At 71.5% G+C, this 13,021-nt stretch carries 12 protein-coding genes and 1 pseudogene; 5 read left to right on the top strand and 8 right to left on the bottom strand.

From position 1 onward, the window contains the following. Nucleotides 1–39: 39 nt before the first annotated feature. Nucleotides 40–798, top strand: coding sequence for a class I SAM-dependent methyltransferase (locus tag AB5J87_RS32820; RefSeq protein WP_369382118.1), 759 nt, complete (start codon nt 40–42; stop codon nt 796–798). Nucleotides 799–889: 91 nt separating this feature from the next. On the opposite strand, the gene AB5J87_RS32815 is transcribed toward AB5J87_RS32820, so the two are convergent. The 5 genes from AB5J87_RS32815 to AB5J87_RS32795 form a co-directional block, all read right to left on the bottom strand. Then, nucleotides 890–2,758, bottom strand: coding sequence for a M1 family aminopeptidase (locus AB5J87_RS32815; protein ID WP_369382116.1), 1,869 nt, complete (start codon nt 2,756–2,758; stop codon nt 890–892). Nucleotides 2,759–3,031: 273 nt separating this feature from the next. After that, nucleotides 3,032–3,487, bottom strand: coding sequence for a hypothetical protein (locus AB5J87_RS32810; protein ID WP_369382114.1), 456 nt, complete (start codon nt 3,485–3,487; stop codon nt 3,032–3,034). A gap of 85 nt (nt 3,488–3,572) precedes the next feature. Further along, entirely contained in the window at nt 3,573–4,841 is a 1,269-nt protein-coding gene (locus AB5J87_RS32805) for a hypothetical protein (RefSeq protein WP_369382112.1), read from the bottom strand. A gap of 362 nt (nt 4,842–5,203) precedes the next feature. Beyond that, nucleotides 5,204–6,382 carry an SGNH/GDSL hydrolase family protein gene (locus AB5J87_RS32800; protein WP_369382109.1) on the bottom strand — a complete coding sequence of 393 codons (1,179 nt, stop codon included), beginning with the start codon at nt 6,380–6,382 and terminating at the stop codon, nt 5,204–5,206. 106 nt (nt 6,383–6,488) lie between these two features. Then, nucleotides 6,489–7,061 (bottom strand): TetR/AcrR family transcriptional regulator, encoded by a 573-nt coding sequence (locus AB5J87_RS32795; protein WP_369382107.1) that lies wholly within the window; start codon nt 7,059–7,061, stop codon nt 6,489–6,491. Between the two features lie 71 nt (nt 7,062–7,132). Here AB5J87_RS32795 and AB5J87_RS32790 point away from each other — a divergent pair, with 71 nt between their 5' ends. Beyond that, complete coding sequence (locus AB5J87_RS32790; protein WP_369382105.1) at nt 7,133–7,624, top strand: FBP domain-containing protein; 492 nt, start codon at nt 7,133–7,135, stop codon at nt 7,622–7,624. 66 nt (nt 7,625–7,690) lie between these two features. Here the strand turns inward: AB5J87_RS32790 and AB5J87_RS32785 are convergent, their stop codons facing one another. The 3 genes from AB5J87_RS32785 to AB5J87_RS32775 are packed head-to-tail and all read right to left on the bottom strand — an operon-like array spanning nt 7,691 to nt 9,323. Beyond that, nucleotides 7,691–7,873: a hypothetical protein gene (locus tag AB5J87_RS32785; RefSeq protein WP_369382103.1), complete on the bottom strand. Its 183-nt coding sequence runs from the start codon at nt 7,871–7,873 to the stop codon at nt 7,691–7,693. Between the two features lie 52 nt (nt 7,874–7,925). Continuing rightward, on the bottom strand, nt 7,926–8,324 hold the full coding sequence (locus tag AB5J87_RS32780; protein ID WP_369382100.1) for a DUF4440 domain-containing protein: 399 nt from the start codon (nt 8,322–8,324) through the stop codon (nt 7,926–7,928). Between the two features lie 39 nt (nt 8,325–8,363). Then, nucleotides 8,364–9,323, bottom strand: coding sequence for an SMP-30/gluconolactonase/LRE family protein (locus tag AB5J87_RS32775; protein WP_369382098.1), 960 nt, complete (start codon nt 9,321–9,323; stop codon nt 8,364–8,366). A gap of 228 nt (nt 9,324–9,551) precedes the next feature. Between AB5J87_RS32775 and AB5J87_RS32770 the strand changes: the two are divergent. The 3 genes and pseudogenes from AB5J87_RS32770 to AB5J87_RS32760 form a co-directional block, all read left to right on the top strand. Next, nucleotides 9,552–10,049 (top strand): annotated as a pseudogene (locus AB5J87_RS32770) (hypothetical protein); the annotation flags it as partial. A gap of 114 nt (nt 10,050–10,163) precedes the next feature. After that, nucleotides 10,164–11,534 (top strand): hypothetical protein, encoded by a 1,371-nt coding sequence (locus tag AB5J87_RS32765; RefSeq protein ID WP_369383738.1) that lies wholly within the window; start codon nt 10,164–10,166, stop codon nt 11,532–11,534. After that, nucleotides 11,531–13,018, top strand: a complete 1,488-nt coding sequence (locus AB5J87_RS32760) for a VWA domain-containing protein (protein ID WP_369382096.1) — start codon at nt 11,531–11,533, stop codon at nt 13,016–13,018. The genes AB5J87_RS32765 and AB5J87_RS32760 overlap by 4 nt, the downstream gene beginning before the upstream one ends. Nucleotides 13,019–13,021: the final 3 nt, after the last annotated feature.

Below are 13,021 nucleotides of genomic sequence, written 5' to 3'. Positions count from 1 at the left end.
TCACCGGACGGTGGACCAGCGAGCTTCGAGGTGACGCGGATGCCGAATCCCCAGGACCGCAGCGACGCGTACGGCGCGTGGTTCTACGAGAGCCAGCAGGACGGCTCGGCGAGGTCCGCCGAGCGGGTGCTTCCACTGGTGTTCGACCTGATCCGGCCGTCGAGCGTGGTCGACCTGGGCTGCGGTACGGGGTCGTGGCTGGCCGCCGCCGGCAGGCTCGGCGCCGAGACGGTCCTCGGGGTCGACGGCGACTGGGTCGCACAGGACGCCCTGCGCATTCCCGCCGAGTGCTTCCACCGGCACGACCTCGGCCGCCCGCTGCGGTTGGACGGCCGCCGCTTCGACCTCGCCATGTCGCTGGAGGCGGCCGAGCACCTGGACCCGGAGCGCGCGGGCTCCCTGGTGGCCGACCTGTGCGCCCTGTCCGACGTGGTGCTCTTCTCGGCCGCGGTCCCCGGCCAGACGGGCAGCGACCACCGCAACGAACAGTGGCCGAACTACTGGCGCGACCACTTCGCCCGCTGGGGGTACGAGCTCGTCGACTGTCTGCGCGCCCGGCTGTGGGACGACCCGGAGATCGAGCCGTGGTACGCGCAGAACGCGTATCTGTACGTCGGCGCCGACCGCCTGGCGGCGGACGAGCGGCTGCGCGCGGCCGCGGCGGAGACGGGCCGCATGCCCTTGTGCGTGGTCCATCCGGGCCTGCTGGCCCTCTTCTCCAAACCCTTCACCCCGGCGTCCCCCGCCCCTCGCGTACAACGCCCGGCGCCCCTGCGCTTCACCGCGCCTCCCCGGTAGGAGGGGCGATCCGGAGCGCGGGGGCGCCGGAGCCGGGGTGCCCGGCCGCTGTCGACCAGGCACCCCGTCCGATCCGGTCCGCGCGGCGGCGTCAGCCGTCGATGCGGTGCTGGGTCCAGAACGACGTCAGGTCCGTGGTCGTGGCCGCCTGGGCCGCGGCCTTGAACTCGGCCGTGGTGGACACCCCGTACCAGTGCGAAGTGGCGTAGTCCTTGAGGACCTTGGCCATCACGGTGTCGCCGAGGACGCGCCGCAGGTCGTGCAGGGCGCACTTGCCGTAGCCGTAGACGACGGTGGAGTAGCGCGAGGAGTGGGCGTCCCAGTAGGCCATGGAGTTGGTGATCTTCTCGGCCGAGGAGGCCCAGGAGACGCTGTTCCAGCAGCCGGTGCCGGTCTTGTTCTGTGCCAGGTCGGTGGCGTAGTCGGTGAACGCCTCGTCCAGCCACGGGCTGTTGTACTCGTCGTCGCCGACGATCCCGTAGAACCACTGGTGGCCGATCTCATGGGTGAGCGCGGTGGTGCTGACCAGGTCGAGGACGAAACCGGGGTACTCCATGCCGCCGAACCAGTAGTTGTTGTCGATCACCGCGTCCAGCTCGCCGTACGGGTAGGCCCCGAAGCGCGCCGCATGGGTGTCGACCGCGCTCTTGGCGGTGGCCAGCATCGACTGGGCGTCGGAGGAGCTGATGCCCGAGACCGAGTAGATGTTGATCGCGGTGCCGGCCGGTGAGGTGCCGGAGATCTTGCTGAACGGCCCGGCCGCCCAGGCGAAGTCGCGGACCTTGGACGCGGTGGCGGTGGTGACGGTACGGCCGCTGGATCCGGGGGTGTCCACCGAGGTGCCGGTGGCGGGCACCAGCAGCGAGGTCGGATGGTCCAGGGTCACCTTGAAGTCGGCGGCCAGGGAGTAGAACGACTCGCCATTGTTGGTGTAAGGGTCGAGGTGCCAGCCGGAACCGTCCTTGACGGCCAGGACGGGCAGGGCGTTGCCGATGTTGTTGAACGCCCCGTCGTGGCCGAAGCGGTCGGCGCCGCTGGGCACGGTGATGCCGAGGTCGAAGCCGATCGTGGCGCTCTGGCCCTGGGCGAGCGGGGCCGGCAGCGAGACCTGCAGCGCGGTGCAGCCCACCGAGAGGGCGCCCGCGGTGCCGCCGGTGACGTTGGTGACGGTGATCGGCATGGCCGAGCAGGTGCCGTGGTAGTTGTCCCACAGCCGCAGGTACACCTCGCTGAGCGGGGTGGCCGAGGCGTTGGTGAAGGTGGCGCTCTCGTGGCCGTTCCAGACCGAACCGCTCGTGTCACTGGTGAGGTTGACGGTGTACGAGGGCGCGGCGGGCGTACGGGTGGAGTCGCCGGGCGGGGTCGTGCCGCCCGAGGTGTTGAGGGCGATGTCGTCCAGCACGAAGCTGGTCTGCAGGCTGGAGTCCTCGGTGCCGGTGAAGGCGAGGTTCACGGTCTGGCCCGCGTACGCGGACACGTCGAGCGACTTCTGGACGTATCCGGTGTTCTTGTCGAGGTTGGAGTACGTGGCCAGCGTGGTGCTGCCGATCTTCGCCGTGAGTTTGTCGTACTGCGTGGACGACGTCGTCTCGGCGGTGTCGATGTGCAGCCAGTAGGTGAGGGTGGCGCTGCTGCATCCGGAGGGGATCGTCACGCTCTGGGAGAGGGTGTCGGTGTGCGTCCGGCCCGTGCCGTCCAGCCAGGCGTACGAGCTGCCGCCGTGGGCGGACTGTCCGGCCCGGCTGGTGATCACGCTCGTCTGGGACTGGCTCCAGGGCGAAGTCCCGCTCTCGAAGTCGCCGTTGGCGACGACCTGGGCCGGGGTGCAGGCGTCGGCCTTCGCCGACGGGTGCGGGGCGGCTGCCGCCGCGGTGCCCGGGAGCGAGAGGGCGGCCACCGCAGCGATGGCGAACACGCCCGCTGCGACGGCCTTGTGAGCCTGGTGGGGGGTGGGTCTCACACGGAACTCCTTTGACGCGGCCGGGATTCCGGCCTCCTCGGTGACCACCCGGACGGCTGGGTGCGCCGGGGGCGGCCGTGGACCAAACGCTCGGTGTGCCGCCGCCGCACCCTTGCGGCCGGGCTGCGGCGGCTGCCGGAAAGCCTGGCAGATTTGACCAGGGCATGCCATCAGGGCCGAGTAAAGTATCCGGACGGCGAAAGGCCCCGGATCCGTCCGTACGGATCCGGGGCCATCGGCGCCTCGCGAGAAGGCGGAGCAACTGGCGGCGGACTAGCGCCAGATGGTCTGGACCGAGTCGAACTGCACCCAGGTGATGGCGTTGCCGGTGTTGGCGCCGTAGATGGTCACCGAGCCGGAGGAATTCACCTCGAAACGGCAGGAGTTGATGCCCTGGCTGTTGTTGCGCGGGGCGGTCGCCCGGACGTACCAGGTCGGCCGGGCCATCGCGGCGGGCAGCGCGGCGATCTTGGTGTCGGCCGTCATGTTGCACGTGATGGCGCCACGGGCCTGGAGGAACGCGGTGCCCGCGATGGTGACCAGACGGACCTGCGGGGTCGCGCCCGCCTGGGCGGTGATCCCGGGTTCGAGGACCAGGTCGGCCCAGTCCCCCGCGTCCACGCCGCCGGGGGCGGCGGCTGCGGGCGCGGCGGCGGCGAGGTTGCCGAGGGCGACGACGGCGGGCAGACCGAGCGCGGCGCCGAGGATGCTGCGGCGGTTGTGGGACATGGTCGTGGATCTCCTTGCTGGAACAGCACGCGCGGTGTGCGCGGTACGGGGTGGGACTGGCGGACGGGCGGCAGCGGCGCGGGGGTCAGCGCCAGACGGCACTGAAGCTGTCGAGCTGCGCCCAGGTGACGGCATTGCCGGTGCGTCCGCCGTACAGCCGCAGCTCGCGGTCGGTGTCGGCCTCGACGCGGGCGACGCAGACCCCGCTGTTGTTGTTCCTGGGGACGTTGGCGCGGGCCACCATCGTGGGGGTGAGTGCGTCGGGCAGCGTCCCGATGACGGTGTCACCGTCGAACGAACCCTTGATACCGCCGCTGAGCTGCAGCGTCGTCGTGCCGCCCAGGCTGATGAGCCGACCCCGGGGGGCGTTCTGGTCGGCCGTGACGCCGGAGGCGAGGCTGATGGGCAGCCAGTCCGTGAGGACCTTGACGCCGTCGGTCTCGGGCGCGCCGGAGAGCGTCATCAAGGTGCAGGTGCGCGGCCCCGGGTCCTCGCAGGCGAAGCCGAAGTGCAGATACGTCACCCCACCGCGCACGTCCACCGTCATGCCCTCGGGTTCGCGGTACTCCAGTCCCGGCGCGGCCGTGATGTGCTGGTGGTCCAGGACCGTGCCGGTGGACCACTGGAGCGCGGTGATGTACGTGTTGCCCGGCGCCGGGTTGGTGGCGCTCAGGTACTCGCCGTTGAGCAGGTACAGCACGCCGTTGTGGGACGCGTACCCCTGGAAGACGCCCAGGCCGGCGGGCTGCTCCACCCGCTGGAGCGGCTCGAAGACACCCGCCGCCGCCTTGGTCAGGTCGTACCGCTCGAAGTGCGTGGCGCCGCCCGAGTAGAAGCGGATCACCAGCTCGTTGGCGCTGCGGTCGATGGTGGGGGTGGCGAACAGCGCGTCCGGGGTGGGCCGGTAGGGCGGGGTGTGCAGCGAGGACCCGTGGTCCAGGACCGTGCCGGAGCGGAACTCGAAGTTGGTGATCGCGGTCCCGAAGCCCTCGTTCTTGGAGTTGGGCTGGGAGGCCGTCTCGGTCCACAGGCGGATGACACCGCCGCGGTTCTCGACGCCGATGTTCACACCGTGGCCGAAGCCGCGCAGATACATGTATCCGGTGACGGCCCCGGACCGGTTGAGCCGGGTGACGCACATGTCGCCGTGGGCGTTGCGGTCGGCGTAGGCGACCGGGCCGGACTCCCCGCTGAGGGTGATGCCCCCCTCCATCAGCTGGAGCACGTAGATGTCGCCGGAGACCGGCTCGATGCCGAACGACTGCATCACGGTGCCGTTCTTGAGCGGACGCCGGTGGAGGAGCTTGCCCACCGGCCCCGCGATGTCTATCTGTCCTTCAATGGTGACGCTCAACGACGCCGCTCCCTCTGCACGATTCGGTGCTTCCACGATCGGAACAGCGCTAGTTTGGCATGACCATTTCTCGTCGAAACCTGTGGTGGTTTGCTGCTGTTTCTTGGTGTTTACGGCACTTCCAACGGCCAATAAACGCCGTCCGCGCCCCGGAGCCGGGCTCGGGGTGAGACGCGGTCGGCGCGGGCAGGGGCCGGGCCGGGACCCGGGCCCGCTGGTGAGCGAACGTTCAGAGTTCGCGCAGGGTGGGCAGCGGTTCCTCCTCGGCCCACGCGAGGAACGGCCACTGCTGCTCTCCGGATCCTCCCGCTGTGAGCAGGTGCGCCCCGGGGCCTGTCGGGAGGCTGCCGCCCACCACCCCCTCACACCCCGCCGAACGGCCCGCCGGATCCGAAGGCCAGCGCCGCGAACCGCCCGCCCATGCGGGCGTGCGTGGCCGCGTCGGGGTGCAGCTCGTCGGGGAGCGGCAGTTCGGCGTAGTCCGCCTCCCCGTACAGTTCGCGGCCGTCGAGGTAGTGCAGGTTCGGGTCGTCGGCGGCGCGCTGCTCGACGATGCGGGAGAGGGCGTCGCGGATCACGGTGAGGGTGAGTTGCCCCTCGGCGGTCCGCGCGGGGTCGCCGGTGGCGGTGAAGCTCAGCCGACCGGTCGCCATCCCGCTCGGGTCCACCGCGGAGGGGCCGGGCGTGTGCTCGTGGATGGCGCAGTAGATCGGGGAGACCACGAGCAGCGGCGCGGTGGGGTGGCCGTCGCGGATGGTGTCCAGGAACCCGTGGACGGCCGGGCCGAACGCGCGCAGCCGCATCAGATCGGTGTTGACGAGGTTGAGCCCGACCTTGACGCTGAGCAGGTCCGCCGGGGTGTCCCGCATCGTCCGCGCGGTGAACGGATCGAGCAGCGCGCTCCCGCCGAACCCGAGGTTGACCAGCTCCACCCCGCCCCGCGCCGAGGCCAGGGCGGGCCAGATGGCCGTCGGGTGGGCCGCGTTGGAGCCGTGGCTGATGGAGCTGCCGTGGTGCAGCCACACCCGCTTGCCGTCCTGCGGCGCGGCGGCCACGGGGGCGTCGGTGCGCAGGGCGACCAGCCGGGTCGTCTCGTTGTGCGGCAGCCAGATCTCGACCCGCTTGTCCTGGCCGGCCAGCCCCGTGAACCGCAGGGTCCGCACCGGACCGGGGTTCATCCGTACGGAACCGGCGGCCATGTCGATGGTCACCACATCGCCGTCGGTCACCCCGGCCCGCGCCGCGAAACGGCCGTCGACCACCAGGTCGTACATGCCGTCCGGCCGCGCCGGCGCACCCTCGTAGACCCGCTTGGTGGCGACGACGTCGAGCTCCACGGCGGTGGCGGCGGTACGGAAGACCAGCCGGACCCCGGAGGGCTGGGACTCCGCCATCGCCAGCTGGCCGTCGGCGCACTGCGCCCGCGCCCACGCGGGCAGCCGGTGCGGCAGCAGACCGCGCTCGGTCCGCTCCAGATCGAGGGCGCCGCGTACGAGCTCCTCGGTGAGGGGGGTGGTGATCCAGTGCTGCTCGGTGCTCATGGCTTCGCGGGGCTTTCGTTCGCTCGGACTTGTGGTGTTCGGGTTTCGACCGGTCGGGCTATGCACATACGCGCATGGGGCCGGGCGGCACGGGGTGCGGGTGCGCTCAGGACGCGCCGGGCCAGCTGCTGAGCAGCGCGTGCAGGCCGTCGAGGATCTCCTCCCAGCTCTCCTGCGAGGGGGGCGCGCTGTGGCTGAACCCACCTGCCTCCTCCAGCACCACGAACCCGCTGAAGACGCTGCCCAGCAGCCGTACCGCATGGGTCTGGTACGGCTCCGCCAGGTCGTACCCGCGCAGGACCGCCCGGGTCATCCCCGCGTGCCGGGCCCCCGCGCCGGCCGCGGCGGCCTCCGGGTCGAGGCGGAAGCGGGACGCGGTGAAACGGCCGGGGTGCGCGTGGGCGTAGTCGCGGTAGACGTTCGCGAAGGCGATCAGCGCGTCCTTGCCTGCCCTGCCCGCCAGCGCCGCGGCGGCCTGGTCGGCCATCTCCTCCAGGGCGAGCAGCGCGATCCTCGTCTTGAGGTCGTGCGAGTTCTTCACGTGCGAGTAGAGGCTCGCGACCTTGACGTCGAAGCGCCTCGCGAGCGCCGACACGGTCACCTGCTCGAAGCCGACCTCGTCGGCCATCTCCGCTCCGGCCCTGGTCAGCCGTTCCGCACTCAGCCCTGCTCGCGCCATGCCCTGCCTCCCTGTTTCCTGAAATCATTATGCATTTGCCTAAAGCTTTTAGGCAACTTACTGTGTGACTCATGAAGCCACTGACTGAGCAAGAGATCCGCGCCGCTTTCGTGAACTGCACCAAGGGTGAGGCCAAGCGCCTCTCCGTCCCGCGCGACCTGGCCGACCGGCCATGGGACGACCTGGACTTCTTCGGCTGGCGAGATCCAGGGGCCCCCGACCGGGCCTACCTGGTGATCGAGCTGGACGGCCGCCCGAAGGGCCTCGCGCTCCGCTCGTCCAGCGGCGGCTCCGGCAGCCTGCGTCGCAGCATGTGCTCGATGTGCCTGACCACGCACACCGGCGGAGTCTCCCTGATGGTCGCCCCGAAGGCGGGCAAGGCGGGGCAGCAGGGGAACTCCGTGGGCGCCTACATCTGCACCGACCTCGCCTGTTCGCTCTACGTACGCGGCAAGCGCGACGCGGGCATGGGCGGGCGGCTCCAGGAGTCGCTGACCCTGGAGGAGAAGGTGGAGCGAACGGTCACGAACGTCGCCGCGTTCTTCTCCAAGGTGACCGAATGACCAAACGCAAGGGTGGTGGCACCGGGGCCGGTGCCACCACCCTTGTCGGTTCGCGCCCGCGACCGATCAGCGGGGCACGTAGTTGACCTTCTCGAAGGGCCACTCCGCGCCGAGCCAGTCACTGACGGCCCGGTAGAGGGGTACGCCGAGGTCGGCGCGGTCGGCACGGACCCAGGAGCTCACATCGGTGACCGCCGTGTCCGTGCGGGACGGGTAGATGTACACGCACCCGATCACCTCGGCGCTCACGGCGTCCAGCACCGAGTAGGGCCATGGGCCGGGGGCCGGGGTGCCTTCGCCGTCAGGGCTCGTCGTACCAGGAGAACGCGGTGATGCGCCAACCTTCCGAGGTGCGGACGAACTGGATGGTCTTGGTCCCACCGCCCTCGAACGGCTCGCCGTCGAGGATCCCCGACTTGCGGTACTCACCGAACCTGGACGCGATGTCACCCACGATCTCGGTCCGTTCGGACGTCTCCCACTCCGAGAACTCCACCAGCCGCCCGTCGGCCAGCCACCGCTCCCGGGGCTCGATGAACTCCTCCACGGTGTAGGCCGCGAAGGACGGACCGGTCGACACGATCACCCCGCCCGGCAGCATCAGCCGACGGATCCGGCCCACGTCGGCGACCTTGCCGCCCCGGTTGTCGAACGCACCGAAGAACTCGGCGGTCACCTTGTCGATCTCGGCCTTGGACATGGCTGGACAGTAACATCGCGGCGCCCCGCGCCGACAGGCTCAGTGGGGCCGGTCCACCGCCACCGCGTCGTACTCCGTGTCCGGGGTCGGCGTGATATCCATGCGGGCGTTGGGCAGGTAGAGCCGGTCGCCCCACACCGCCACGGTGGTCGGGATCCGGAACCGGGGATCGGTGATGCGCCCGGTCGCGGTGCCGCGCGTGCCCGTCGCGTCCAGCCGGATCACCTCGATGGCGTTGTGCTGGTTCTGGACGGCGTAGAGCGTGGTTCCGAGGAGCAACAGGCCGTCACCACTGGGGAGTTCGAGCCCGCCGAGGTCGACCCGGCGGGCGACGCCGGTGCGCGGGTCGACCCGCATCACTCCCCCGCCGTCGATCACGTTGTTGGCGACGAGCAGCGCGCTGCCGTCGGGCGTGCGGACGATGCCGTTGGCCGTCCAGGAGGCGCCCTGCACCCACTCTCCCGTCAGGGGCACCTTCTCCATGCCCAGCGGCTCACCGGTCCGGCCGAGCGGCACCTTGTAGAGCTGGGCGTTGAAGGAGTCGGTGAACCACGCGGCGGTCGGGGTGAGCACGACGTCGTTGACCATGGCGGTCGGCATGTCCACCGGAAACGTGTGGGTGATGGCGCCGGTGCGGATGTCGATCACGCGGATCTCCGTGCCGCCGCTGACGAACAGCCGTCCCCGGCCGTCCGGCTTGAGCCCGCCGCTGCCGTGCTCCGGCCCGAGCCCCTTGCTGATCACCCGCCCCCGCCCCGTGGCCAGGGAGATGCGGAGGATGTCCCCCGTGGCGAGCGAGCCGAGGTACGCGTACGGCTCGTGCCCGATGGCGATCCCTTCGGGGCGAAAGCCGTTCGGGAGCGCGAACCGGGTCGGCCAGGTGCGTCCGGCGGCGTGCGCGACACCGGACGCGCCCCCGGGCAGCGGGGAGACGAACGCGGCGGCGCCCACCGCCGCGCCCGCCGCGAGCAGATTCCTGCGAGTGGGGGATCCGGGCATGGGACAACCTCCGTGGTGCGCTGGTCCGTACGGGTCCGCGGGGCTCGCCCGCGCCTGCCGGGACGCCCTGGACCAGGCTTATCCGGCCGCCCCGGAGCGCCGGTCCACTCGCGCTGGACCGCGGCGGAACGCGGTCGGCCGGGCGTTGTCAGTGGTCGCCAGTAAGTTCGTTGATGTCCCCGCCGCTCTGGCGTGGGTCTCCCTTTTCGTTGCTTAGGAGATGGTGCGTTGTCCGACTGGGAGAGGTCGAGCACGGCGCGGGTGACGACGCCCGCGCGACCGCGCAAGCTGGCCAAGGTCCCCTTCGTGGAACTGGCCGACGGACGCCTCCAGGGCGTGGTGTCCAGCGGCTCCGACATCGAGCGCGTCTACGTCTCGTCGGTCGCGGCCGGCAGCTACGCGTTCACCTGCAGCACCAACAACAACCGTCCCTGCGGCGGTGCTCGGGGCGGTTTCTGCAACCACATCCGCGCACTCATCACCGAGGCCGTCCTCCAGTACGGCGCCGAACGCGTCGCCCGCTATCTGCGCGTCGAGACCGCACCCGAGGCGGCGGACGCCCAGGGCATCGCACAGACGATGGCCGCCGCCTGGCCGGAGCAGGGCGACACCACCGCCGCCGCACCGGTCTTCAGCCGGTTCCTGCGCCATCTCTCGTATCTCGAACTGCCTCCGACCACCTCGCCGTTGCCCGAGATGCACTGGTTCCCGCCGACCAGGGCGGTGACCGCACCGGCGCCTTCGGGCGAACCGGATGCGAGTGAGCCGGGTTCAAGCGACCCGGGTCCGGGTGCGAGCGCCGATGCGTTCCGCGACCCCGTCGACGGACTCACCGAAGCGCTGGCGGCGGTCAACGCCTTCGACCGGGCGCTCGTGTCGGGGCTGCTGCGCCCCCAACCCGCCCAGGCCGCCGACCTGTCGGAGTTCGCCCGGGCCGTCGCGGGCACGCCGCTGGCGTCCCGGGTCGCCGAGGCGGCCGAGAAGGCGGCGGCGGGCGCCGCGGTCGAGGACCACTTCGTGCTGCTCGCCGCCGCCCGCACCGCGCTGCTCGGCTCCATCCACGACGCCGTGGTCGGCCGCCTCGACGAGTTCACCGGCCGCACACGCGGTACGGACACGCCGCCGACGACCGCCGACGACCGGTCCGCCAACCTCCTCGCCGCCGCCCGCGCCTGGCTCTGCGACCTCGCACGGGCGGGCTGGCAGGGCATCGACCACGACGTGGTCTCCGGCGCCGCGCAGATCGTCTCCGCGATGCTCCCGGACCCGGCCCTGCGCCGCCTCTCCACCCTGCTCGACGGGTTCTCCAACGAGCTCGCCGCCTCCTGCCCGGGTGCGGCCCTGGAGCGGGTGCCGGCCCGCCGCTGGGGCGATCTGTGGGCGCGGGCCGTGATCCTGACACTGCCCGGCGCTCTGGGCGCGGGCGCGCACACCACCGCCACCGGGCGCCTCCTCCCGCTCGCCGTCGATCTCCAGGAGCACGCCACCGCCGCGCAGGCCCAGGTGCACGCGGTGTTCGAGCCCGCCGACGGGTCCGCGCCGCGTCTGGTGCGCGCGAGCGTCTCCGTCCCCAAACCCGACACGGCGGTGGGGGCCGGTGTCTGGCAGCTGCTGCGCCCCCACATGTCGCTGCTCTCGGCCGTCGCCGAAGGCCGCTCGATGCACCTCCTCGGCATGCCCCTCACCGACGGGGGCGACCTGCTCTGGAGCGACGAACTGGCCCGCCCCGGCGAGCCCGCCGACGCCTTCGCCACCGCGCGCGTCGCCCTGCCGGCCGCCACGGACGCGGCCACCGCGCCGCTGGACCGGCACCCGGCACGCATCGCGGTACCGGTCTTCCTGGAGGGGTACGCGGTCGAGGTGGCGGAGGGACACACCGACGGTGCCGCCCCGGGCGAGGAGACCCTGCGCTTCACCGTCACCGGCCGTCCCCTCCTGGTCGACACCGACCGGATCCCGACGGCGGGCCCGCTCACGCCGAAGACGGTCGCGGCGTCCGGCGCGTGCATCGGCCTGCTCCGCTGGGACGCGGGCACGTACTGCCTCCAGCCCCTGGCCGTCGAGACGACCGTACGGAAGAAGCCCGTCGCCGTGCACGCGGCGGCCTGGGCCGGGGGCACCACCGACAAGGCGGGAGTCAAGGCCGAGAAGGCGGCCACCGACGCCGTGGCCGTCCTGCGGGAGCGAGCGGGAAGGCTGCTGCGGAAATGACCGACACCACCACCGGACGGACGGCCGTGCCGGAGCCGTCGATCGACGGCGGCCCCAGCGTCCGTGTCCCCGAGGCCGATCCCCACGCCAACCGCCGACAGGCCCTGTACTGGCGGCTGTTGGCCCGCCTCTTCGACCAAGAGGAGCAGCCCGCCCTCGAAGCGGCCGGCCTCGCCGTCGTCGAGGACATGGGCCTGCCCACCGCGCTGCTCGACCCGCAGGCGTCCATCGACTCGATCGTGCAGCGCCATCCGGAGCTGGCCGCCGAGTTCGACGGTCTGATGACACCGGCTTCCCCGGCGGAGGGGGACGGCGAGGAGGGCGGACGCGACCGGGCCGAGGAGGTGCGGCGCGCGGCCCTGGTGTCGAAGGTACTGCTCAATGTCTTCGCCTCCGGCAGCGGCAATGTCAGCGCCGGACAGCTCGCCCGCTGGCAGTCGGACGCGGGCTGGCTGGAGCGCGCGCTGGGCTGCCGGCCCGGCGAGCTGCGCGGCGGCCGGGGAGCGGGTACGGGCGCGGGGGCGAGCGGCGGGGGCGTCAGCCCGACCGGAACCGGCGGGCGCGGCCCGGCGCCGGACCTGAGCCGGCTCATCCCGTCGATCGGCCCGGAGCTGGGCTCCATCGAGGCGGACCTGATCAAGCGGATGCATCTGCGCGAGGTGCTCGCCGACCCCCAGCTCGCCGCCCGGCTCACCCCGAGCATGTCGCTGATCGAGCAGTTGCTGCGGGACAAGAACAACCTCTCGGGCGTGGCCCTGGCCAACGCCAAGGCCCTGATCCGCCGATTCGTGGACGAGGTCGCCGAGGTGCTGCGCACCCAGGTGGAGAAGGCCACCGTAGGCGCGCTGGACCGGTCGGTGCCGCCCAAGCGGGTGTACCGCAACCTCGATCTCGACCGCACGATCTGGAAGAACCTCACCAACTGGAGCCCGGAGGAGGAGCGTCTGTACGTCGACCGCCTCTACTACCGGCACACGGCGCGCAAGACGACGCCCCAGCGGCTGATCGTCGTCGTGGACCAGTCGGGTTCGATGGTCGACTCGATGGTCAACTGCACGATCCTGGCTTCGATCTTCGCGGGACTGCCCAAGGTGGACGTCCATCTGATCGCCTACGACACCCAGGCGCTCGACCTGACACCATGGGTGCACGACCCCTTCGAAACCCTGCTCCGCACCAATCTGGGCGGCGGCACGGACGGCACGGTGGCCATGGCGCTGGCCCAACCGAAGATCGCCGAGCCCCGCAACACCGTCGTGGTGTGGATCTCCGACTTCTACGAGTGGCAGACCGAACCGCTCTTCGCGAGCATGGCCGCCATCCACCGCTCCGGCGCCAAGTTCATACCGGTCGGCTCGGTGACCAGCTCCGGGCGCGGCAGCGTCAACCCGTGGTTCCGCGAGCGCTTCAAGGACCTCGGCACACCGGTCCTCTCCGGGCACATCCGCAAGCTCGTCACCGAGCTCAAGACGTTCCTGGCCTAGCGG

Source organism: Streptomyces sp. cg36 (assembly GCF_041080675.1).
Lineage (GTDB): Bacteria > Actinomycetota > Actinomycetes > Streptomycetales > Streptomycetaceae > Streptomyces.
The sequence above is the reverse complement of the archived record's forward strand: the minus strand, read 5'-3'. Positions and strand labels throughout refer to the sequence as shown.